The sequence below is a fragment of the Glutamicibacter sp. NPDC087583 genome (assembly GCF_044743685.1).
GTDB lineage: Bacteria > Actinomycetota > Actinomycetes > Actinomycetales > Micrococcaceae > Glutamicibacter.
The window spans coordinates 265,627-288,676 of the sequence record NZ_JBIUWY010000002.1; the positions used below are offsets into that span (position 1 = coordinate 265,627).

The 23,050-nt window shown below is 58.0% G+C and carries 21 protein-coding genes and 2 pseudogenes; 6 read left to right on the plus strand and 17 right to left on the minus strand.

Annotated features, from left to right (window positions below; all coding sequences use genetic code 11):
* Nucleotides 1-132 precede the first annotated feature (132 nt).
* From ACIOU9_RS07420 to tdh, 6 genes are all read right to left on the minus strand, one after another.
* Nucleotides 133-1,080, minus strand: coding sequence for a carbohydrate ABC transporter permease (locus ACIOU9_RS07420; RefSeq protein WP_332498752.1), 948 nt, complete (start codon nucleotides 1,078-1,080; stop codon nucleotides 133-135).
* A complete protein-coding gene (locus ACIOU9_RS07425) occupies nucleotides 1,077-2,216 on the minus strand; it encodes a carbohydrate ABC transporter permease (RefSeq protein ID WP_402696413.1) in 1,140 nt (379 codons plus the stop codon). The genes ACIOU9_RS07420 and ACIOU9_RS07425 overlap by 4 nt, the downstream gene beginning before the upstream one ends.
* Before the next feature lie 68 nt (nucleotides 2,217-2,284).
* Nucleotides 2,285-3,643, minus strand: coding sequence for an ABC transporter substrate-binding protein (locus ACIOU9_RS07430; RefSeq protein ID WP_105661765.1), 1,359 nt, complete (start codon nucleotides 3,641-3,643; stop codon nucleotides 2,285-2,287).
* Between the two features lie 134 nt (nucleotides 3,644-3,777).
* Complete coding sequence (locus ACIOU9_RS07435; protein WP_388024054.1) at nucleotides 3,778-4,794, minus strand: LacI family DNA-binding transcriptional regulator; 1,017 nt, start codon at nucleotides 4,792-4,794, stop codon at nucleotides 3,778-3,780.
* Between the two features lie 70 nt (nucleotides 4,795-4,864).
* Entirely contained in the window at nucleotides 4,865-6,064 is a 1,200-nt protein-coding gene (locus tag ACIOU9_RS07440) for a glycine C-acetyltransferase (protein ID WP_105657176.1), read from the minus strand.
* A gap of 31 nt (nucleotides 6,065-6,095) precedes the next feature.
* A complete protein-coding gene (gene tdh / locus ACIOU9_RS07445; protein WP_105657175.1) occupies nucleotides 6,096-7,148 on the minus strand; it encodes an L-threonine 3-dehydrogenase in 1,053 nt (350 codons plus the stop codon).
* A 135-nt stretch (nucleotides 7,149-7,283) separates the two neighbouring features.
* On the opposite strand from tdh, the gene ACIOU9_RS07450 reads away from it, so the two are divergent.
* Entirely contained in the window at nucleotides 7,284-8,195 is a 912-nt protein-coding gene (locus tag ACIOU9_RS07450) for a LysR family transcriptional regulator (RefSeq protein ID WP_402696416.1), read from the plus strand.
* 154 nt (nucleotides 8,196-8,349) lie between these two features.
* Here ACIOU9_RS07450 and ACIOU9_RS07455 read toward each other — a convergent pair whose 3' ends face one another.
* From ACIOU9_RS07455 to ACIOU9_RS07480, 6 genes and pseudogenes are all read right to left on the minus strand, one after another.
* Nucleotides 8,350-9,312 carry a carbohydrate ABC transporter permease gene (locus ACIOU9_RS07455; RefSeq protein ID WP_402696418.1) on the minus strand — a complete coding sequence of 321 codons (963 nt, stop codon included), beginning with the start codon at nucleotides 9,310-9,312 and terminating at the stop codon, nucleotides 8,350-8,352.
* Entirely contained in the window at nucleotides 9,309-10,241 is a 933-nt protein-coding gene (locus tag ACIOU9_RS07460) for a carbohydrate ABC transporter permease (RefSeq protein ID WP_402696420.1), read from the minus strand. Before ACIOU9_RS07460 ends, ACIOU9_RS07455 begins: the two co-directional genes overlap by 4 nt.
* Before the next feature lie 72 nt (nucleotides 10,242-10,313).
* On the minus strand, nucleotides 10,314-10,592 hold the full coding sequence (locus tag ACIOU9_RS07465; protein ID WP_402696668.1) for a hypothetical protein: 279 nt from the start codon (nucleotides 10,590-10,592) through the stop codon (nucleotides 10,314-10,316).
* 93 nt (nucleotides 10,593-10,685) lie between these two features.
* A pseudogene (locus ACIOU9_RS07470) lies at nucleotides 10,686-10,817 on the minus strand (hypothetical protein); the annotation flags it as partial.
* Nucleotides 10,814-11,641: pseudogene (locus ACIOU9_RS07475) on the minus strand (ABC transporter substrate-binding protein); the annotation flags it as partial. The pseudogenes ACIOU9_RS07470 and ACIOU9_RS07475, both read right to left, overlap by 4 nt.
* A gap of 600 nt (nucleotides 11,642-12,241) precedes the next feature.
* Nucleotides 12,242-12,460, minus strand: coding sequence for a hypothetical protein (locus ACIOU9_RS07480; RefSeq protein ID WP_402696422.1), 219 nt, complete (start codon nucleotides 12,458-12,460; stop codon nucleotides 12,242-12,244).
* 304 nt (nucleotides 12,461-12,764) lie between these two features.
* Between ACIOU9_RS07480 and ACIOU9_RS07485 the strand changes: the two genes are divergently transcribed.
* The gene (locus ACIOU9_RS07485) at nucleotides 12,765-13,829 is read left to right on the plus strand and encodes a hypothetical protein (protein ID WP_402696424.1); all 1,065 of its coding nucleotides are present in this window, start codon (nucleotides 12,765-12,767) and stop codon (nucleotides 13,827-13,829) included.
* A 728-nt stretch (nucleotides 13,830-14,557) separates the two neighbouring features.
* Here the strand turns inward: ACIOU9_RS07485 and ACIOU9_RS07490 are convergent.
* On the minus strand, nucleotides 14,558-14,974 hold the full coding sequence (locus ACIOU9_RS07490; RefSeq protein WP_402696426.1) for a hypothetical protein: 417 nt from the start codon (nucleotides 14,972-14,974) through the stop codon (nucleotides 14,558-14,560).
* Nucleotides 14,975-15,663: 689 nt separating this feature from the next.
* Between ACIOU9_RS07490 and ACIOU9_RS07495 the strand changes: the two genes are divergently transcribed.
* Entirely contained in the window at nucleotides 15,664-15,960 is a 297-nt protein-coding gene (locus ACIOU9_RS07495) for a hypothetical protein (RefSeq protein WP_402696428.1), read from the plus strand.
* Nucleotides 15,961-16,748: 788 nt separating this feature from the next.
* Nucleotides 16,749-17,114 (plus strand): hypothetical protein, encoded by a 366-nt coding sequence (locus ACIOU9_RS07500; RefSeq protein WP_402696430.1) that lies wholly within the window; start codon nucleotides 16,749-16,751, stop codon nucleotides 17,112-17,114.
* Nucleotides 17,115-17,554: 440 nt separating this feature from the next.
* On the opposite strand, the gene ACIOU9_RS07505 is transcribed toward ACIOU9_RS07500, so the two are convergent.
* Nucleotides 17,555-18,385, minus strand: coding sequence for an aldo/keto reductase (locus ACIOU9_RS07505; RefSeq protein ID WP_402696432.1), 831 nt, complete (start codon nucleotides 18,383-18,385; stop codon nucleotides 17,555-17,557).
* A gap of 44 nt (nucleotides 18,386-18,429) precedes the next feature.
* Nucleotides 18,430-19,611 carry an MFS transporter gene (locus ACIOU9_RS07510; RefSeq protein ID WP_402696434.1) on the minus strand — a complete coding sequence of 394 codons (1,182 nt, stop codon included), beginning with the start codon at nucleotides 19,609-19,611 and terminating at the stop codon, nucleotides 18,430-18,432.
* 114 nt (nucleotides 19,612-19,725) lie between these two features.
* Here ACIOU9_RS07510 and ACIOU9_RS07515 point away from each other — a divergent pair, with 114 nt between their 5' ends.
* Entirely contained in the window at nucleotides 19,726-20,172 is a 447-nt protein-coding gene (locus tag ACIOU9_RS07515) for a MarR family transcriptional regulator (RefSeq protein WP_332503593.1), read from the plus strand.
* A 55-nt stretch (nucleotides 20,173-20,227) separates the two neighbouring features.
* Nucleotides 20,228-20,881 (plus strand): HAD family phosphatase, encoded by a 654-nt coding sequence (locus tag ACIOU9_RS07520; protein WP_332487757.1) that lies wholly within the window; start codon nucleotides 20,228-20,230, stop codon nucleotides 20,879-20,881.
* Nucleotides 20,882-20,907: 26 nt separating this feature from the next.
* On the opposite strand, the gene ACIOU9_RS07525 is transcribed toward ACIOU9_RS07520, so the two are convergent.
* Both ACIOU9_RS07525 and ACIOU9_RS07530 read right to left on the minus strand, forming a co-directional pair.
* Complete coding sequence (locus tag ACIOU9_RS07525) at nucleotides 20,908-22,182, minus strand: low temperature requirement protein A (RefSeq protein WP_402696436.1); 1,275 nt, start codon at nucleotides 22,180-22,182, stop codon at nucleotides 20,908-20,910.
* Nucleotides 22,183-22,279: 97 nt separating this feature from the next.
* Nucleotides 22,280-22,924, minus strand: coding sequence for an isochorismatase family protein (locus ACIOU9_RS07530; protein WP_332727898.1), 645 nt, complete (start codon nucleotides 22,922-22,924; stop codon nucleotides 22,280-22,282).
* Nucleotides 22,925-23,050 lie beyond the last annotated feature (126 nt).

Sequence of the window (23,050 nt, forward strand, 5' to 3'; positions counted from 1 at the left end):
GCTCCGCCTTCGTGGTATTTCCAATCCTTTAGCCAAGAGCCTACCCATGGCTTGTTGCCTGTGGGGCAGAACAACAGGGTGCCCGTCTGGGATTTCAGACTGGCACCCTTTTGTTCCCACTTCAGGCCAGGGTTACCCCTTGGTGGCACCTGCCAGCAATCCCCGCACGAAGAACCGTTGCAGGGCGAAGAAGACCGCCAGCGGAATGATCATCGAGATGAAAGCGCCTGCGGTGAGCAGCTCCCAGGATTGCCCGTAGGTACCCGAGAGGTCTTGGAGCGCTTTCGTGATCGGCAAGCCTCCACCCGAGGTGAAGACCGTCGCCACCAAGAGGTCATTCCACACCCAGAGGAACTGGAAGATTCCGAAGGACGCAATAGCCGGCATCGACAGGGGCAGGACGATCTTCGAGAAGATCTTCCCGTGCCCGGCTCCGTCAACACGCGCAGCCTCGATGACCTCATCGGGGATTTCCGAAATGAAGTTGTGCAGCATGAAGATCGCCAACGGCAAGGCGAAGATCGTGTGGGCAATCCAGACCTTGGCGTAGGCGCCATCCAGCCCGTTGACTCCCAAGCCCGGCAGGATATACAGCCCACCGATCTTCACTCCGTCCGAGAACAGCTGGAGCAGCGGAACCAGCGCCATCTGGATCGGAACGATCTGCAGGGCGAAAATGAGAACGAAGAGCGTATTGCGCCCCTTGAAGTTGATCCACGCGAAAGCGTAGGCAGCCAAGCTGGCGACAAGGATCGGCACAATTGCCGCTGGAATGGTGATGACCAGCGAATTCAGGAACGCCTTGGACAGCGGAAGGCTGTCGCCGGAGGCAAAGGCCTGCGCATAGTTATCGAGCGTGAATGAAGGGTTGGACAGGGCCGTCCACCACCCCGAGGTCTTGATGTCATCAGCCTGCCTGAAGGAGGAGACAAACAGGCCGAAGGTGGGGATGGTCCACACCGCGGCAATGATGAACGCCGCAATGGTGGCTGCGCGGGAGGTGGTGGCTTTGCGCAGTTTCCCGCTGGTTTTCTCGGTAGCTGCCAAGAGGCGTCGAGAGGACTCGCTGACGGTGCTCATCGGATTCCCCTTTGCTTCTTATGCTGGCGGACGTTGTAGATGATGATCGGCAGTACCAGGATGAACAGGATGACGGCCAGGGCCGAGCTGTAGCCGGTGCGTGCCCCGAGCTGGAACTGGCGCACCATTTCGAATGCCAGCACCGTTGTATCCGAGCGTCCGCCGGTCATCGAAGAGACGATGTCGAAGACCTTGAGCGAGGCAATGGAAATGGTGGTCAATACGACGATGACCGTGGAGCGGATCCCCGGCAGAGTGACATTGGCGAAACGCTGCCATGGGCTGGCCCCGTCCAGGGAGGCTGCTTCGATTTGCTCTGCGGGCACGCCCTTGATGGCCGCGGACAGGATGACCATGGCGAATCCCGCCTGTGTCCAGATCAGGATGACCACCAGGAACAACGTGTTCCACGGTTCGAACCCGAGCCAGTCGACCGGGGTGGCCCCGAATGCCGTGATGATCGCGTTGAGCACGCCTATTTGCTCGCCCTGGCGGATGTCGTAGAAGAACTTGAAGATGATCGATGCGCCAACGAAGGAAATCGCCATGGGCATGAACACCAGCAGCTTGAAGAACTTCTCGCCACGGCTCTTGTCGATGAATACCGCGTAGGCCAATCCGATAATAGTGGAGACCACGGGCGCCACCAGAACCCACACCAGGGTATTGAGCAGGGCGGTCAGGCCATCGGGGCTGGTGAACACCCAGCGAAAATTCCCCAGGCCGACGAAGCCGGATCCGTCGTTGGCCATGAAGGCGCTGAGCGCGGTGCGGACCGTGGGGTAGATCAAGCCGATAGCGAGCAGCAGCATGGCCGGAGCCAGGAAACCGGAGAGCTGCAGCAGCGAGCCGGCGCCGGATCGCGAGCGCCGGTCCAGGAAAAACAGCACCGCGCCGAGCACCGCGGCCAGCGCGGCCACCCACATCACGGAGTTGTACAGGCCCAGGACCAGCAGGATCGCCACCGGGACCAAGACCGCGGCGGCAAAGCGCACGACGGCGAAAACCCGTCCGCCCTTGGTCGCTATCTCGACAAAGGCGAGGATCGCTGCGATCAGGACCGCGAAGGCGACCAGGATGATCGGCACTTGGGCTAGCGGCGGAACGCCAGCCAGCCACTGGAAGAATTCAGACATGCGCTCAGGCTCCTACAATCCCGCCAACGGCCGGGACTCCCGGCCGTTGGCGATGGGCCAGATGGCGATTAGGAGTCATAGCCGGACTGGATATTTTCAAGCACTTCCTTGGTCGGCTTGCCATCGATCCAGTCCACCAGGCCCTTCCAGAAGGAGTCGGAGCCGACGCTCTTGGGCATCAGATCAGACCCGTCGAAGCGGAAGGTGGTGTTCGGATCCTGCAGCAATTCAACAGCGGAGCGCAGCAGATCGCTGCTGGCGTTCTTCGGATCAAGCCCGGAGTTCGCCGAGATCACGCCGCCGAGTCCAACGCGGCTATTGGCCCAATCCGCGCTGGCCAGGTATTCCTGGACCTTGGCGGTATCCTCATCATTGGAGAAGGCGGCAACGAATTCACCGCCGCCTACAACAGATACGGGGTCATCGGCTTTGGCTGGCGGGGCAACGAAAGCCCAGACATCCCCGTCAGGCGCCACGGTAGCCTTCTCGCCATCGGCGTTCTTGGAATCCAGGACGTATCCTTCCAGGAAGGATGCCTGGTGGGTCAGCGGGCAGGTTCCCTTGGCCACGGCCGTGCCAACATCGCCGAAGGCGGTGGCGTTGATCGACTTCACGTCGCCATATCCGGCGTTGACTTGCTCCGGGTCCAGCAGGATCTTTCCAACGGAGTCGAAGGCGCTGGTGATTTCTGGCGAAGTGAATTCCAGATCTCCCGAAACCCACTTGTCGTAGGCTTCGGTTCCGGACTGGCGCAGGACCGCGTCTTCAATCCAGTCGGTGCCCGGCCATCCCGATGCCTCGCCCGAAGCGAATCCGGCACACCAGGCCGGTTCATTGGTCTGCTTCGAGATTTCGGTGCCCAGGGTGGTCATTTCATCCCAGGTTTCCGGGACGCTCAAGCCCCACTGCTCGAACTGCTTGGGCGAGTACCAGATGTAGCCTTTCACGCTGGCCATCAGCGGCACCCCGTACTGCACCCCATCGACCTTGCCGTAGTTCTGCCAGTCTTCGGACCAGTTGCTCTGCAGCTGGGACTGCACTGCCTCGGGAAGTTGCTGCACCTTGCCCTGGGCCACGGTGGCCTGCAGCAAGCCCGGTTGCGGGAAGACGGCCAGGTCCGGGGTGTCGCCGCCCTGGACCTTGATTCCGATTTGGGATTCGAAGTTCTTGTCGCCGGTGTAGCGGATCTTGATGCCGTTCTCCTCGGACCACTTGGCCCAGGATTCTTCCAGCAGTTCCGCTTCAATGCCGGTGACCGGACCGTAGATGTCGACGACTCCGTCGGCTTGGCCCACTTGCGCTTCGCCACCGCCGGAGGCGTTGGGGTCATTGGGGTCTGCTCCGCCCGAGCAACCGGCCAGGAGCAGGCCGATTGCTGCCACCGAGATAACCGGCGCGAACTTCAGCCCGCGTTTTGCTTTAGTCATGATGCCCTCCACGTTGGGTAATGCCCTGCCGGATGAGGCGGCCTGGCACGAGTGATCCCCTCAATAGTGACGCAGGTCATCGACGCGCGTCAACAGTTATGGGAGAACACCGTGGAGAAATTGGCGCGGGCAGGTCATTGCGGTGCCGGGCCCGAGCTGTCCCGGACCACCATCAGCGGCGCGACCAGTTGCTGCACCGGCGCTTGGGAGCGCCCCTCGATCTGCTGCACCAGGGCGTCCACCGCGGCATGGGAAATGGCCTCCCCCGGCGGGGCCACCGTGGTCAGTGCCGGGGCAACCATCTCGGCCGAACGGTCCCCGACCCCCAGTGCGATCACCGAGAGGTCATCGGGGATCCGCAACGCAGCCATGCCAGCGGCGTTGACAAATCCCGCGGTGGCGAACTCCTTGAGCGCCAGCACCGCAGTGGGTCGCGGGTGCAGTTCCAGGTAGGCATTCAGCGCCGCGCGGCCGCCGCGGGCGTTGTTTTCCACCGGCACTTCCTGCATCGCCATGCCCCGATCGCGCACGGCATCGCAGATGGCCCGGGCCGTGCGGATGGCCGGGCCGTTGCCGGCTTCCTGGTCTTCCACCGATACGTTGATGTACATGATGGATTGGTGGCCGAGGCTCGCCAAATAGTCCACCGCGATGCGCCCGGCCTGGGCAAAGTCATTATCGACATAGGACAGGTCCGCGCTGTCATCGGGACGGCCAATGGAGGCAAAGGCAATGCCCGCGCGCCGCAGGACATCAAAGCGCGGGTCATTGATCGACACTTCCATCAAGAGCACCCCGGCCACCAGCTTCTGTCCGACCAGGCTTTCCAATCCCATGGCATCGGTCATCGGGTTGGACCACAACAGCATGTGGTAGCCCAGCGCGCGGGCACGCTCCATGGCGGCGGTGACGTACTCGAACTCGGTGGAAGAATAGCCGTCCAGGCTGGTGGGAAAGTGCAGGGCAAGGATGCCCCGGCGCGATCCGGCCAGGCCCTGGGCAAAGGCATCCGGGGTGTAGTTCAACTCCCGCATGGCCGCCAGGACCCTGGCCTTGGTCGCCTCGGAAATGGTGCGCCGGCCGCTGATCACGTAGGACACGGTACTAGGAGATACGCCTGCCAAGCGCGCCACGTCGTTCCTGGTAGCCATGAGCCCACCGCCTTTGGTTATTCCAACTCGTCATCCCTATTGAAACACGGCGCCGGGCAATCCCCCTGGGTCAGCGGCTGGCGACGAATGCCTGCACGCAGGCCTCGATATCCTCAGCCGAATGCGCGGCAGAAAGCTGGACGCGGATGCGCGCGGCCCCCTTGGGCACTACCGGGAAGCTGAAGGCCGTGACGAAGACGCCCTGCTCCAGCATCTTGCCTGCGACCTCTGCGGCCTTGACCGCGTCGCCGAACATCACCGGAATGATGGCGTGCTCGCCGTCGAGCAATTCGAAGCCCTCTTCGGTCATGCGGCGGCGGAAGTGCGCAGCGTTCTCGAAGAGCTTCTCGCGCAGGTCCCCGGAGTCCACCACCAGGTCCAGCGCCTTCAACGTGGCAGCGACAATCGATGGAGCCAGCGAGTTGGAGAACAGGTACGGGCGGGCCTTCTGGCGCAGCATCGCGACAACCTCGCCGCGGCCGGACACGTAGCCGCCCGAGGCGCCGCCTAATGCCTTGCCGAAGGTGCCGGTGTAGATGTCCACGCGGTCCGAGACTCCTGCATGCTCCGGAGTGCCTGCCCCGGTGGCGCCCATGAAGCCCACAGCGTGGGAGTCATCGACCATGACCAGCGCGTTGTACTTGTCAGCCAGATCGCAGATGGCCTCCAAGGGAGCCAGGTAGCCGTCCATGGAGAAGACGCCATCGGTGACGATGATGGTGCGGCGGGCGCCCGCCCCGCCGTTGAGCTGCGCGGCAGCCTGCAGCTGGGTTTCCAGGTCGGCCATGTCCTGGTTGGCGTAGCGGAAGCGCGCGGCCTTGGACAAGCGGATGCCGTCGATGATCGAGGCGTGGTTCAGCGCATCGGAGATGATGGCGTCTTCCTTGCCGAACAGCGATTCGAACACGCCGCCGTTGGCATCGAAGCAGCTGGAGAACAAGATGGTGTCCTCGGTGCCCAGGAATTTAGAGAGCTTGGCTTCCAGTTCCAGGTGCAGGTCCTGGGTGCCGCAGATGAAGCGGACCGAGGCCATGCCGAAGCCGCGCTCATCCATGGCGGTCTTGGCCGCGTCGATGATCTGCTGGTTATCGGCCAGGCCCAGGTAGTTGTTGGCGCAGAAATTCAGCACTTTCCGTGCATCGTCGCCCAGCGAGCCGGCCATGATGGAGGCGGACTGGGCCGAGTCGATGTGGCGTTCTGCCTTGAACAGGCCGGAGGACTTCAGCTCGTCCAATTCGGCGGCAAGCTGGTCTTTGAGATCCGTGTACATTGCAAATGCTCCTTGTAGATGCGGGAAATTCTTAGCCTGAGAAAACGGTCCAGTCGAGCACGACCTTGCCGCCGTGCCCGCTGCGAGCAGCTTCGAAGCCCTGCTGCCATTCGGTGGCCGGCAGGAAGTCGGTAACCACCGAGGCGATGCGTTCGCGCATCACCTCCGAGGAGGTGAGCATGGCGCTCATGGCGTACCAGGTCTCGAACATTTCGCGGCCGTAGATGCCGCGCAGGGTCAGCATGTGGGTGACAACCTTGCCCCAGTTGATGTCGATCGAGGTGCTGGGCAAGCCGAGCATGGCGATCTTGCCGCCATGGTTCATGTTCTCGATCATTTCCGGCAGGGCGGTCTTGTGCCCGGACATTTCCATGCCGTAGTCGAAGCCTTCGACCATGCCCAGCTTCTGCTGCGCTTCCTTGATGCGGGTGGTCGCGACATTCACGGCCAGATCGATGCCCATGGACTGGGCCAGTTCCAGGCGCTGCTCGGAGACATCGGTGATGGCGATGTTGCGGGCGCCGACGTGGCGAGCCACTGCCGCGGCCATCAGGCCGATGGGTCCGGCACCGGTGATCAGCACGTCCTCGCCCACCATCGGGAACTGCAGTGCGGTGTGCACGGCATTGCCGAACGGGTCGAAGATGGCGCCGAGCAGCGGGGTGATGCGCTCATCGCGGTGGATGTAGACGTTGCTTTCGGGGATCACCACGTATTCGGCGAATGCGCCGTCGCGCTGCACGCCTACCGAATCGACGTTGATGCACATCTGCTTGCGTCCGGCGCGGCAGTTGCGGCACAGGCCGCACACAACGTGGCCTTCACCCGAGACGCGGTCGCCGATCTTGACCCCGTGCACGAAGTCGCCGATTTCCACGACCTCGCCGTAGAACTCGTGGCCCGGAACCAGCGGGGTGTTGATCATGGCCTTGGCTGCATCATCGTAGGCTTCGATGTGCAGATCGGTGCCGCAGATTCCGGCGGTCATGACGCGGATCTTGACCTCGTGGGCGCCGGTCTCTGGTTCTGGGCGATCAACGAGTTCCAGCCCCGCGTGCGGGCCGGACTTGTACAGTGCTTTCATGCGGGTTCCTTTGGATTGGGCACCTGGGTGCGCGCAACACAGACATGGGGTCGCTTCAAGTGTCGCACCCGACAGCACGGTACAACACCTTAGAAGATCACTGATTTACTGATCCAACGATTTAGAATTTACTTCATGGAATTACATCAGTTGAGGATTCTGCGTGAACTCGCGGATTTGGGCAGCGTCAACGCCGTGGCGAAGGCCCTTTTTGTCTCGCCCTCGGCGGTCTCGCAGCATTTGGCCCAACTGCAGCGCAATTTCCCTGTGCCACTGACACAGAAAGAGGGACGGCGGCTAGTACTCACCAGCCAAGGAAGGATCTTGGCACAAGCCAGCGCCCAGGTTGCTTCAACTCTCGCCGAGGCAGACTCCAAGATCAGGAACTATGAAGGCAGCTTTGCCCAACCGGTACTCATCGCTGGATTTCATTCCATTGGCCAAACGATCTTCGCGCCGTTACTGAATTCCGGTGATGATGACCTGCCGCCCTTGCGTTTCTTTGATGAAGACGTTTCACAACAAGATTTTCCGGCCCTAACTTCTACATATGATCTGGTCCTCGCTCACCGAATGCCGCATACCGAGGCCTGGCCTGCCGACAGAGTTTCCATAATCCCATTGGCCTTCGAACCCCTAGATATTGCCGTGCATCAAGATCATCCACTGGCACGGTTTGAAAGTCTCTCGCCAGCTCAAGTTATCGAAGAGCCTTGGGTGGTCTCCCGCCCCGGATTCTCGCCGGCTGATGTGCTCGATACCATCGCCGCGTTGTCGGGGTCGGCTCCTCGAATTGAGCATCGGGTCAACGACTACGGCACGGCAGCCGCACTGGTACGAGCCAGTCATTGCCTGGGAATTTTGCCTCGCTTCACTTCGCGGTCCATGCTGGGCAAGGATGTGACTTTACGACCAGTTTCAGGCTTGGAATCAGGTCGACAAATCGACATCCTGGTACGCGCCGAACACCTTCACAGACCGACAGTTATTCGAGTTATCGATGCCCTCAGAGAGACGGCGCGGAAGTTGGTGGCCGAAAATCTCTAGCGCCGGGTTAGTTCGCGTTGGAGGCCATTTCCTGGGAGGCTTTTCCACTTTCCCGGACAGCTCCGAACAGCAAGGCGGCCAGCTCAACCTAGAGCGTTGAGCTGGCCGCTTTGCTGACCAATGATGTAAAAATACCGAGCCTTGGGCATTCCGCTTATTTGATGGCGCCAGCTGTCAGGCCTGCTTTCCAGAAGCGTTGCAGGAACAGGAATAGCAACAGCAACGGAATCACGGAAACCAGTGCTCCAACGACTACCAGCGACATCGGCACCTTGCCATTGGAAGCAAACCAAGCCACCAAACCCACTGTCACGGGCTGCAATGAGGAGTCATGGATGACCATTGCAGGCAACAGATAGTTATTCCAGATTTCTACAAAATTGAACAAGAAGATGGTCACCAGCGCGGGCGTCATCATGCGCACACCCACGCGGAAGAAGATCCCAACTTCACTTACCCCGTCAAGACGCGCTGCTTCAATTAGTTCGTCAGGTACGGACTGCGCGGCGAAGACTCGCGAAAGGTATACACCGAAGGGGCTGACGATACTGGGCAGCAGGACAGCCAATGGATTATTGATCAATCCCAGCTCTGAAAACATGAGGTACAGGGGCAAAGTGAAAAGAATCTTGGGAATTAGTACCGCTGCTAGCACCACACTGAAAACTACTTCGCGTCCACGAAAGCGGTATTTGGCCATGGCATAGCCAGCCATCGATGCCAGTAACGTCCCAACCAGGGCGCCGATCCCGGCATGAAATACGGAATTCATAATCCACCGCAGGAAAATTCCGTCGCGTGCCGCCAACAACTCGGCGATGTTGTTCCCCAGGTGCGTTCCGTTGAACCAAAAACCTGGAGCAGCAAACTGCTCGCCCATCGGTTTTGAAGCCGACACCAGTAACCACCATATTGGTGCTAGGAAATAAATCGCAAAGCATCCCAACACGATGGTGACAATCAGCCGACTCAACAACGTAGTTTCACGATTTGATTGAACCGGTTTCACGGATACGAGCTTTCCCAGTCTGGATTTAGCAATCGTCGAGCCCGTCTCAGACTGATTGCGGTCCTGCGCGGTAGAAGTACTTATTTTCGAATCTACATGGACGCTCATGAATCGGATCCTCGACTCGTAATTTTAAAGAATGTTATGGATAAGGCACCCACCAGGACTGCCAATACCACCGAGGTTGCGGCTGCATACGGGTAGTTCTGCGCGGCCGTTGCGGCTTGAGCAGCCATGATTGGCGTGAATGATGAGTCGATGGATCCGCCGGAAATGCTTTGAAGCACTTTGGGCTCGTTGTAAAGCTGGGCAGTTCCGATGATGGAAAATACTGTCGTCAGAATCAATGCTGGTCGAACCATCGGGATCTTAATATGCCACGCGATCTTCCACGCAGACGCTCCATCAATCTTCGCTGCTTGCAAAATCTCCTCAGGAATTGACTGCAAAGCGGAGTAAATAATGATCATGTTGTAGCCAGCCCAGCCCCAAGTTACGATATTGGCTACGGACCACAACACCATGTCTTCGCTGAGAAACGGAAGCGCAACCCCCAGTGGCTCCAGCAAGGCATTGATCGGACTGGAACTTTTCGAGTATAAAAATGACCACATTAACGCGGCGATGACACCCGGAATCGCATACGGGAGAAAGCTCGTTAGCCTGAAGAACCCTTTGGCTCGGACCGAACGAGTATCAATCAAAAGCGCTAAGCCGGTAGCCAACCCCAACATCGCAGGAACCTGGACGACGTCAAATAGCAGCACGCGTCCTAAGGATTCGATAAACAATGGGTCAGTGGATGCCTTGAGGTAATTCGCCAGCGGGTCGAAAACCATGGTTGGAGCACTCAGGCCCAGACCATCTCGCTTGAGAACAAATAGGCTGCGATAGACCGCAAAACACAAAGGTGCCAGATACATGGCAACAAAGAACACCACGAATGGCGCCAAGAGCAATGCTGCCGTTCGTGCCGAGCGACTCTTGAATTTTGGTTTTCTCGGTGAGGAGATGTTTCGCGTAACCGCACTCGTCATGCCGCTGCCTTCCGAAAGGTAAGGTTAAAAATGAATCCCGTGGCGCTCGGGCGAGTCGCCACGGGAATCGGATCAATCAGTAACGCTGATGCCTTGGCCAGTCATGTCCTCGATGGTTGCTTGCTCGGCAACACCAAGCGCATCGACGAGTTGGCCATTTCCGGACCATGCCTTGTTAAGCTCATCGTCAAGTTTCGTTGTGGTCAGAGGCATATTAGGTCCCCAAGTCCATTCAGGGTTGACTTTCAGCGCCTCGACGTTGAATACCTCAAAAATCTTCTGATTCGAGAAATATGAATCTTCCTTTGTCAGCTGGGGAAGATCCAGAAGTTCCTTGGCAGCAGGATACAAGGCACCCTTTTCAATGAGATTTCCATAGCTGTCTGCATCGGTGGAAAGGAAGTTGGCAAACTGCCACGCCTCCTCTGGGTATTTGCAACCCTTGAGCACTGCGGTTGCCGATCCGCCAACATTTCCGACAGATGGGCTCTCAGTGTCCCACTGGGGCATGGGAGCAACAGCCCATTTACCTTCACCGGCCGCAGCATCGCCCTTGATAACGCCGGCTCTTGCCATACGGCCCCCACGACAGTGGCGATGCTTCCATCGCCCAAGCCCTTGAACCAAGCCGGGTCATACATCGGTGCGGTTGCAATGACCTCCGCATCAACGAGCGACTGCCAATAGGAGGTGACTTCTCGGTTCATATCGGAATCAACATCAATCTTCCAGCTGTCGCCTTCGATGGAGAACCATGGTGCGCCTGCTTGCAAGGATAGCCCTGCAAAGTCGTAGTTCGCATAAGGCGAGCTGATCTTGACCTTGGGATCTGCATCCTTCAGTTCGAGGGCCGCTTTTCTGTATTCATCCCAGGTTGTTGGAATTGCAATATCGTGCTTTTCGAACAGCTCTTTGTTGTAGAACAGGGCCATGGGTCCGGTGTCCACAGGTGCGCCGTACACTGCGTCACCGATTCGGACGCTGTTCCATGCGAAGTCAACATATTCGTCTTGATTCTTAGACGCAAAAGCCGTCACATCTTCAAGAGCACCCTGAGCTGCGAAGCTTGTCAGGGTTTCATATCCGACTTGTCCCAAACACGCAGAGTTTCCGGCCTGGACTGCGTTGAGCATTTTCTCGTAGCCGCCTCGCGACCCAGGCTGGATCTCCCCAAACTTCACCTTGATGTCAGATTGCGATGCGTTAAAGGCTTTCGCGCTGTCGGCATACCCTGGGGACCATCCCCAGAAGGTTAGCTCAACTGGTGAAGATGCGGACTTGTCGTTTGTTTCTGACACAGAATCCGCAGAGCTTGCGTTGCCACCTCCGCAGGAGCTCAAAGCGAGTGCGGCTATCAGGGAGCCAGCAGTGGCAATTCCCCAACGCTTGAAGTTTTTCATTTTTCCTCCACTGCTACCACCGACTGAAATATCAACCTGGACGAACGTTTATGAAGCTGCTGCCAAAGTGATCTTGGCGATTTGGATGACCGTTACTTCCTCAAATGGAATCCGATGTGAATCGCGCAACAGCTAGCGTAGAATCCAGAGCTGGTTCTGGAGCTAATCGCGTTGGGGGGGAGATTCGAAAGGGCCGGATGTGGTGTTGGTGAAGATGCGATAGTAACTGGATTCGGCCGGTGCATCGTGTGGGACCCGTGTGCATTAGCTGCCGGTGGAGACTCTGGCGTACCCGAGAAGACGTCCCATAAGCCTAAATGTATCAATACTCGCGGAACGGTGACTGTTTCGAATCATAGTTTGTGGCACAGAGTTTTGCGATGAAACCTGCTTGAAAATCTGTTGATTTTTCAACTGTCTGGAGTTTTAGGCAATGCTAGTGGTCCGGTATGTCATAAACGACCATTACCGGACATCGAATCGTTAGCGTCGGATATTTGAGGAATTCACCCCCAAATCTCGGCCAGCATTTAGAAGGGCTGAACCCAATTAAGTGGTTCACCCTTCCAAAAGCTGTGTTTCATCTTCTTGGATGCCTAACTAGATGTGAAGACTGACCATTACTTGAGCAAGGCCTGACGCGTCGAAGTCTAAGGTATGAGCTTTAACCTCACCGTGCTTTCCGCTTGGCAGATTGACCTGTGTTCCCACGGGCGGGAACACATCAGCCTTGAGCCGTCCAACTTTGTCCCCATCCTGATCGAGGAACAATGTGCCACCAGTGTTGCGTGCATCGAATTCAAAGCTTCCTTCGTCCATCATCTACTCCTGTTCTACTGTCTGAACGATTCAGACTTACCCCACGGATATCAGGATTCGCACCACGTGTGTGGGATGCATCAGGTGTCAAAACTGATGTTTGAAAAGTATTCTCAAGTGCGTTGGCTGGTACGTTCACTGATAGCTACAGCTTTGTAGTATGCATGAGTTGGTTCACGTCCTCGGCATAGGACTTTTGAGAGAAACGTTCCAACTCGATCAAACAGGCTGGCATGCCCGACCTGCGCAGGATGTCATACTGTGGGCATGAAAACAGGGGAGACATCGATGAGAGGCTCTACATATGGCTGTGACGATTGAACCGCACGAGTTGGAGCCGTTTCGCGCGGTCATGAGGGACCTGCAAACTGGTGCCGCTTGGTACTATGCGCAGACAGCTTCGGGCGGTGAACTTGGTTCGACGGTTCGGTCATTTATGGCGAACTGTCAGGTCCTCAACGACTGGTTTGTAAACGCGATCGACGATGCTGCATCTTACAAGGCTCTCTTTGACCAGCCACGACGTACTGGCGCAGACGTCATCGACGCCATGAAGTACGTCCGAAACGTCTCACAGCATGTACTCCATGTAGTCAAGCCTAGCGACACGGCAGTACTGGTCGGAGGGCAGTTCGGATTAAGGGGCTATTTCCAGTGGGAAGCAATTCCCGAAGAAGTGCATGCCAAGTTACGCAAAGGAACGCAGGCACTCAGGCCTACCTACGAGGCCAATCTTAGTGGCAAGGAACTACTGGGCACCATGATGGAAGTGTTGCGTTTCTACGCTGACGTCGCTCCGAGCATCGTTCACCGCGACGAACACGGTGAATGGACAGGATTCCCGCTTATGAGTCAGCCAGGGATTTTAGACCCTATACACCCTGAGGAGCCACGCTGGGATATTGCGCAAGCGAGGGTTTGGATGGACATCCGCGGGCCAGGCGGTGATGCTCGAGTGATCTGCGGTCAGGTCACGATCGACGAGGTGCCGTACTTCTTTGGCTACACGTTCGTGGGCCGCCTGTCGTTCGCGCCATTCGTCGAGACTGCCATGCAAATCAACAAGGATATTGCGATTGGATTCCCTTACCTCGAAGGCAACCTGGCTGCGAATGTGTTCGACGTAAGCGGTGAGCATGTCGATGCGCGTCAGGGGCGGGTCTACAGGAGCAGTGAGGACCTTGCAACCTGGACAACAAGAAGCGCTCAGGTCGAAGCCCGTGAAGACTGGTGCTCCCCCGGTTTCGATCTCGATAGCTGGCGCATACCGTGCGCCCTCGAGGGCGGCGGTTTGACTCCAGATTATGTGGCCCACGGTGTAAGACGGGCTCGACGCCTCAATGCGCTAGTGCCCCCTCGACACCTGTAGCGCTCAAAGTGCTGTCGCCCTCGTCCTGGGCTTGGCGCTCATTTTGTCCCCGTTACTACTACTGGTCGCAAGTTCACCTGATGAAAGATACATTCACCTGATGTAAGTGGTGGAAGTTAGGCCGTCGATGGTGGTTTCGGCCAGACTTCGGCTTCACGGGTGGGAACCAACAGGGGCGGGCTCGCCTTCTGCCAGTGACCCTTATTTTCGGCAGTAATCAGGCACGGACTGCGGGATGCGGCGGACAAAACGCGTTACATGCCATTAAGGTGGCCGCTAAGCATTCCTCTGTTGGGAGCGCAAGTTGCGGTGTTTAGCGTTGCGATCCGAACGTTTATTGTTAGTAACCCTGGCGGGCTGGACCGGCATTGGGATTGCTTCCGAGTAAACGTACAAGAGCTGCTTTTCGCGGCGCCCCGAACGGTTTCTCGGGCTCTGAGTCCGTTTCTGCGAACAGTTCGAAGGGTCGCCCATTCGCGTGCTCCTCTACCCAACGGAGCGCCTCTGATACGTCCTGCACCTCAATCAGTACAAAAGCATCTAGGTTCCAGCCGTACCCAGGACGAGCTCGTTCCCAAAAATTGACTCGATAACAGGGTGAATCAACCGAGTCGTGTGGTTCCGGGTGAACTGTTTCTATGGCGCGCATGGGACCAATATACAACCATACTCCAGTACGTTATTGGGGAATCCTGTCACTCTAGTTGCCGTGGACTACGGATATTTTTCTACAGATAGGGAACTACACAGTGGTTTCTACCTAGGCGCCATTCCAGGCCATCCACATCGATTATGACGAGAGGAATAAGATCCCTTCGAAACAAGCGTTTGCGATGTTCGATATGAGCTCCTCCTTCAAGATAGACGCGGGTAGCAATGCACAGCCTTCGAAGATCATCTTCTTTGTCCTCTTGCACGTCCCCGTAGTCGAACATAGTTGCACCTACCCGCAACTCGGGAATCCAGACATCCACCCACTCATAAGTGGCACGGAAAATAGCTGCGCGTTCAGTTCCTAACGTGGATTTCACTTGGATAACGTGCAGATAACCGTTGCCTAGAGAATCCTCGGGTTTTACGATGAAATTCTGATCAAAGGTTTGAGCAGTAATTCGGTAGAGCATGGTTTGGATGTCAAGGGTCACGCTCAAAGCCTCTCACGCAATACGTAGGATTCCTTACCTTGCAAAAATCGGAATCAATAATTTCCAGAACTGATCGTATTTGGTGTCCCAGTCAAGGTTCCCTTTATGGCCCGGATTGCGGGACCGGGAATTTCCAAGCCAGGCACCCCTTGCAGAATGCCAGTGATTGCTTATCGGGATATTGCCTCATGCTCTGCAATGGCAGCAAGGGCCGAATCAGCCACGCTCAACATCACGCTGCTGTCCCGGCGATCAAAGAGGTGCATAGTGATCGTCCGGCCGTTGGAATTCCAAATGCAGGGAAGCGTTTCAACGTCGTCCCAGGGATGCTCTGGCTTTCCGAAGAGCTCAGTGAGTTGGATCCGTAGTTCGCTGAAACCACTTCGAGTAGCTGGGTCACAGGATTCTGGGGTGCTGTAGAGATGGACAGTTACTCCCAGGAACTGACCGTCGTACGTGTCCCATGAACTAAAGGGTCGTCTGCCTAAGCCCGTATCCAGTCTAGTGATCTGGTGAGGCGATTCATCACTCCCTGGCTCGACCCGAACACCAGATTAGAGTCCAAGGCGAGCGAAGAGATTCTCACGTTCTTCATCGCGTCGTGGCCAAGGCTCGTCGATCAATTGTCCGATAAGTTCCACTACAGTGCACGGCACCGGATTCCTCCATATTCATGGAGAATGAACAGCATGAAAGATGGATTCTATTTCGACCTTGTGGATTACTCCGACGTCATAAATAGCTCCACAGGGACGTACATAGTCGTACGCCACGTGTGGGAGATTACGGACAGCATGCCGGAGGTGAGAAATTCCATCATCCTCGATGAAGCAATAACACGCGTTCAAGCTTTGGGCATGGAACCAACTCTTATCGGTCTTCCGGGATGGCAGGGAAAATTGGATAGTCCGGCAACATCTCTCGCCTGGTTTTTCAACAACGGCTTCTATGTATTCGAAATAGATGGAGACCTAAGGCAGTCCTGACAGTTAGCCGTTCTGTATTCCCTGCCCCGATGCAAGTGTCCCAGACGAAGATCCCCCTACCGTCCAACCTTGAAATCGTTCGCTAAAAGGCACTCTGCCGAATGCGAACTATCCGCACATGTGCGGGCGACAAACCAACCTTAACTGCAAACCTGCCGATATTGTCGGCTTCATGGGTGAGCACATTGTGTGCATTCAATTTAAGACCGGATATGACGCCGATCGCGGACCTGCATGGATTAGCCGCGTCGGTTGCTCAAAGTCGTGGAGGATAGCCCACTTCCACGATCTTTCTCTTTGCAAACTATCGGGAATCTTTGACGCCAATTTCGTCGATTTAAAGACTAGCTACAAGCATTGGGTTTCCGTGCGAAACGAGACTGTACTGATGGACGCGACAGTAATGTCCAGCCTCTAGTTGATGCATATGTGGTGGATGAATACGAGGCTTCCCTTGCGGGCGCTCCGTCGCCAGGTAGGGTAAAGGCTGAGCGGATCCAACCTCTCCCAGCGTACGTCACCTCTTTGAGACAAAGCGCGCCCAGATTCACGGCCTTTGAACTTTCTACATTGTGCGCCTAAAACCAAACACGTTCAAACACCAGCCGTGCCGTAGCTCTGACAGTCCGGTTACACCAAAGTTTCATTCTTCAGTCACCTTGATAGTATGGCTTCAAATGGTTAAACGTCTTTCTCCGGTCATCATGCCAACTGTCCTTATTATCGGGTTGGCCTCTTGCTCGTCGATGCCTGAGGTCGATTGGAATCAGTCACAAAACGAGGCAAGTATGTTCCTGGAGGCAGCCACGTCTGCAAAGGGATCCCTCGGTGGGGGCACCCTGCGCGTTGGCCAAGGTACTCCGGGAGATACTGATTCGGGCATCGTTCTCAACTATGACTCCGGCGCCCGGATCACGGGGATCCGCGTCAGTTGCTTCGGAGAGGGAACGCTTCGACTCGGATTCGCTACCCAGACTGGGTCCAATTGGAGCGGCAACGATACTGTCGAAGTCATCTGCAATGGCGAGGAGAACAACGTATCGGTTTCAGAGATCCTGTCTACGGCACAGGTCGATGCGGTGCAATTCAACGGCATCCTCGGTGAGGGAACGGGTGGAGTCCTCGCCGTGGCTATCTCCGGGGTGGCGAACTAACGCCCGCTGCAGTTGCAAGTTCGGCATTCGAAATCTCCAAAGGCGAACTTACGGCGCTGATAGGCATGATTCTCAAGCAAGTACGCGCCGTTGCGTTCTCCAACCGTGACTGCGGCAGAAAAAAATTTGCCGTACCAGCAGGATGCCGAACCGGAGACAGCACGCGTCGCCGATCTGTCTCCATTTGACTGTATAGCTGGCCGACGGGCGAAACATGATTTCTACCTACATTTTTCCGCAGAGCATTGATCAATGGAAACTGTACGATCCGCCGTATAGCTGTATCAGACGCATAGTCGTCCGTCACTCCATAATGCTTGTGGCCAGCCGGCGCCAGTGCAGAAAGTCCACATCCGAACAAATCCTCGGACTATCCAAGCCATAGATGCTGCCCGTGGCCCGATGAGAGCACAGGCAGCATCTTGGTTGTTGTCATCAAATCAGCCGTTAAAGGTGTCCGGGTTTGGGCCGGTGCGTCCATCACGATCAAGGGCATCAATGCTTGCCAGTTCGCCGCTGGTCAATTCGAAGCCGAACAGGTCCAAGTTGGCGATGATGCGTGATTCAGTCACAGACTTCGGGATGATCACCCGGCCCTGCTGCAGATGCCAGCGCAGGATGACCTGTGCCGCGGACACCTCATGTGCCTGAGCGATGCCCACGATGGTTTCATCGCTGAGCATTGCACCCTGAGCCAGCGGGCTCCATGCTTCGGTGACGATACCGTGCTGCGCGTTAGCTGCAACGACTTCGCGGTTCTGCAAGGCAGGGTGGAGTTCCACCTGGTTCACGGCCGGAACGATGGTTCCTTCGGCGACCAGCTGCTCCAGGTGCTCAGGCTGGAAGTTGGAAACCCCGATGGCGCGGATCTTCTTCTCTGCATACAGCCTCTCCAGCGCCTTCCACGTCTCAATGTAGAGATTCTTTTCCGGGGCTGGCCAGTGAATCAAGTACAGGTCCAGGTAGTCCAGGCCCAAGCGCTCAAGACTGGCGTCAAAGGCTTCCAGCGTCTGCTCGTAACCCATGTCTGCGATCCAGATCTTGGAGGTGATGAACAGGTCTTCGCGGGCAATACCGGACTGGGCCAGTGCAGCGCCCACGCCTTCCTCATTGCCGTAGATCGCGGCGGTATCGATGCTGCGGTAGCCGGCCTTGAGCGCTGAACTCACTGCGACAGTGGTCTCTTCGTTGGGAACCTGGAAGACTCCAAAACCTACCTGGGGCATTTCAACGCCATTGTTCAGGGTGACGGTTGGGATTGCGGTAGTCATATCTAACTCCTAGAAATTGGTTGGGGACTGAACAAAACTGTGGATTAGCCAGCTGTAACCAGCTGGGGTGATGCTGCCGAAGACTTCTTGGCCAAGCCCATGGCCAGGAGAATAACGACCAGTGCGACGAGGGTAATCAGTGCGCCGACCCAGATCGGCGAGGTGTAGCCCAAGCCTGCCGCAATGCCCAGGCCGCCGGCCCATGCGCCCAGCGCGTTGCCGACATTGAACGCACCGATATTAGCGCCGGATGCCAGGGTCGGCGCATTGCCGGCGTACTGCATGATGCGGCTTTGCAGACCGGGAACGGTTCCGAAGCCGAAGCCGCCCATCAGCAGCAAAGCGATAACGGTGGCGATCTGGTTGCTCGCGAAGAATCCGAAGAGGACAAGGACCACCAGCAGTGCCGAGATGAAGATGAGCAGAGTGCGGTCGATGCTCTTATCAGCCATGCGGCCACCGATCCAGTTGCCTGCGAACAGGCCGGCGCCGAAGAGCATCAGCAACCACGGAACGCTGGTCCCGTTGAATCCGGTGACCTCGGTCAGGGTGTAGGCGATGTAGGTGAAGGCGCCGAACATGCCACCGTAGCCAAGGACCGTGACACCTAGGGACAGCCAGACCTGCAGCGAGGTGAAGGCCCCGAGTTCTTTGCGCAGGGAGATGCCTTCGGCTGCGTGCTTGATGGCTGGCACCAGCACGAGGATGCCGATCAGGGCGATAATGCCAATGCCGGAGATGGCCCAGAAAGTCGAGCGCCAGCCGGAATGCTGCCCCAGCAGGGTACCGAAGGGAACACCCAGTACGTTGGCGGCGGTCAGCCCGGTGAACATGATGGCAATGGCGCCAGCCTTCTTGTTGGCCGGGACCAGGTCAGCTGCCACGACCGCGCCGATACCGAAGAAGGCACCGTGGCACAGGGCGGCGATGACGCGGCCGATCATGGCCACTTCGTACGTTGCGGCCATCGCGGTAAGCGAGTTGCCGATGATGAAAAGTACCAGCAACCCGACGAGCACCGGCTTGCGCGGCCAGCGGACGGTGGCTGCGGTCAGGCCGAGGGCGCCGGCCACCACGCTCAATGCGTATCCGGAAATGAGCCAGCCAGCTGCGGCCTCGCTGACGCCGAAGTCGGCCGCCACATCCGGCAACAAGCCCATGATGACAAATTCGGTAAGCCCGATGCCGAAGGCACCGATGGCCAACGCAATAAGACCGAGCGGCATAGCGTTACTCCTGATAGACTAGATAAATTAGTTGCACACGCTTGTTATTGCGCGATGAACACTATCGTTGCACACGCAACTAACCAGCGCAAGCAAGTACTTTTGGAGGAACCCATGGGAATCGCAGATGATGCTGTCGAAATTCGGGCAAGAGGGTGGCGCACTTTGGCGTCGTTGCACGGATTAATCGATACTGCACTTGAAAAGGACCTGACGGCGCAAGTGGGGCTCTCTGTGGTCGAGTACACACTTCTGGATGCCCTGAATCGTCAGGATGGCTGGCATATGCGCATGGCGCAGCTGGCCCGCGCCACGGCACTGAGCCCCAGCGCAACGACGCGACTGGTTACCAGGCTCGAAGACCGCAATCTGCTCTCGCGGGTGCTGTGCGCCGATGACCGCCGCGGCATTTACACCGAGCTCACTGCCACTGGCCACGAGCTGTACCAGAAGGCCAAGCCCATTCACGATGCCACGCTGGAACGCGTGTTGAAGCAGGCAGAAGAGCAGCCTGAGCTGGCGCCGCTGGCCCGCATTCTCCACGAGTTCTCTGCCGCGTAGCCAATTGCTGAATCCTTGGAAGGGACCGTCCTTGCTGCATCCGAAATTTTCCGCCGTGCTTTTCGATTGCGATGGCGTCCTGGTGGATTCCGAGTCCATCACCAATTCCGTGCTCCGCCAGATGCTCATAGAGCTGGGCTGGGAGATCAGCCCCGAGCAATGCATCGAGATCTTCATCGGCAAGGCGTTGAAAGACCAGTGGCAACCCATTCTCGACCAGACCGGATTCCGCATCGACGACCAGTGGATTAGCCAGTTCCGCGCACGCCGCGACGAAGCGCTGCGCTCGGAGTTGCAGCCGATCCCCGGAGCGCTGGAAGCAGTCAAGCAGATTTCCTCGGTCTACGGCCAGAACATTGCCTGCGCCACCGGCGCAGACCGGGCCAAGGTCGAAATGCAGCTGGCCCTGGCCGGGTTCACCGAGTACTTCGGAGACCGGGTCTTCAGCGGCATGGAATGCCCACGCAGCAAACCGGCACCGGATGTCTACCTGGCCGCAGCCGCGTCACTGGGCATTGACCCAGCTGGCGCACTGGTTATCGAGGACACTGCCACCGGGGTGGCTGCCGGGATCGCGGCCGGCGCGACGGTGTACGGCTATTCCAACGGCGGACCCACGAGCACTTCGCCCGAGCTGCTGCGCGCGGCCGGAGCAACCCATGTGTTCAGCAGCATGGACGCACTGCCCGGCATGGCTTCCGGAGCATAATTGACGGCTGGGCTGATCGAGTACCGCTACCCCGCCGGCCGGACCAGGACCCTGTCCAGGGATACTGCCAGCTTGCGCCAATACCCCAGCTCGTAGACGATGATCACGGTCAGCGGGGAGCACAGCAGCACCAGCAAGCAGGCCCACACCGGAACGCCTAGTTGGCTGAGCCCGGCCGCGGCCAGCGGCATCAGGAATGTGGGCAAATGCGCCCAGGTGAACATCGGGGCACCGAGCAACCAGGTCAGCAGCAGGGTAATGATGACCATGAAGGCGAAAACCGGAATCGCCAGAGCCACGATGACCACCACGGGGTCAGTAGCGGCTTCGGGATCATAGGCGTAGCCGATGGTATGCAGCCCGGCGCCGATCGCGGCAATGGACGTGAAAAGCGCAATATGCCCGAAGATCCACGCCGCGGCCTTGTCCCGCCGCAAATGGAGCACCGGTCCGGAGGGCAGCTGGAAGTACGCCCACCACAGCGAGAAAGAAATCAGCACGCCCGCGGCGACCACCACGATGCTCTCGAAATTCCAGTTCGCCCCTTGGGAGATCGTCCGGGCAGCTGCCAAGGTTCCCACGATGCATTCGCCCAGGGCAATGATCGACATGAGCGAATAGCGTTCCGCCAGATGGTGGGCGTGCCAGGGAATACCCGATTCGCCATGGGAACGGGCCACCCGCTCCGCAATCAGCGGTGCGCTGAAATCGATGATCCAGAAGACCGCCAGGCAGCACAACGCCGGAACCAGCGAGAGCGGAAGGAAGAGGAATGAGGTCCAGCCCAGCTGGGCAATGCCCACCCCGATAGCATTGCCGCGCGCTGCCATCCGGTGCTGCGGATCGTGCCGGGCCACCCGCAGCCACTGTCCGATCAGCGCCACGCGCATGATGATGTAGCCGGCGACCATCACATTGGCATCAAGCACCGCCCCCTGATCGATGGAGGCGAACATCATCGGGATGCCGACCGCCAGCACGATGACGCCCGCCATCTGCACCAAGGTCAGGCTCCGGAACAGCCAGTCGTCGTTGTCGAAGGCCGAGGCCAGCCACGCGTAATTGGCCCAGGCCCAGATGATCGACAAGCACGCGATGGCAAAGGAGATGATGGCCGGCGCATAGTGCCCCACCTCGATGCCGTGGGCCAGCTCGCTGCCGGCAACTCCGAAGGCGGTGACAAATGTCAGGTCGAAGAACAGTTCCAGGGTGGTGGCGGTCCGGTTCTGCTCCTGCGGATCGCGTCCGCGCATGCGGCGCAGGCCGTGCTGATAGAAATCAAGACCCGTGCTGTCGGACATCGTGCGGCTTTCTCGAAAACTCAACGGAGGACATTCACAAGAATAGGTAACCGCCAGCTGGAATTATCGCATTGACGCCTCGGCAAATCCGCGGGGCCTACTTCCCAGCCGAATCCAGTTCATGCTTCAGCGGGAAGTACCAGCGCATGATCTTGCGCAATTTGTCAGAATCATCGCGGGCCCAGTTGCGCATGAGCTCGCCTCCGAAGGAAATGGCCGTGACCGGCTGGGCGCCGGCGGCGATCATCCGTTCGAAGGCGAAGTCGTGCGCCGCCTGGGATATGCCGCCCACCGCGTCGGCTACAGGATAGACCTCGTAGCCTTCGGAAAGCATGTCCAGGGTGGGAAAGGCGAGGCAGACCTCGGTCCACAACCCGGCCATGACCACCTTGCGCCGGCCGCTGCTTTCGATGGCCTCCCTGAACTCGGCATCCTCCCAGGCGTTGACTCCGCTGCGGTCGATTTCCTTGACCCCGGGCAGCTCGTCCTTGATCACCTGCGCGGTGCCTTGGTTGACTCCCATGTCCACGCCCACGGTCGAGAGCACCACCGGAATCCCGTACTCAGTAGCCAGCCGGCACAGCGCCACGACATTCAGATCGATCCGCTCGCGAGTGGTGGAAGTGACCGTGCCATACTGCTCGGGCTGGAAGTCGATCAACGCCAGCACGCAATTCTCCGGCGTGAGCAAGTGATCTGCGCGCTGATCGCGAACCGGTTCCGGCGAGGTTTTCTTGGGCATGTCCAGCTCCTCATGGATCGATGAAGTTGCAAGAAACTTCGTGCGTGGCTTCAGGCTATCGCCGGCAACCGGGCCCGGCCAGCGCCCGGAGCAAGTCCCCGGGGACTTCCAAGAATCCCGATCCGC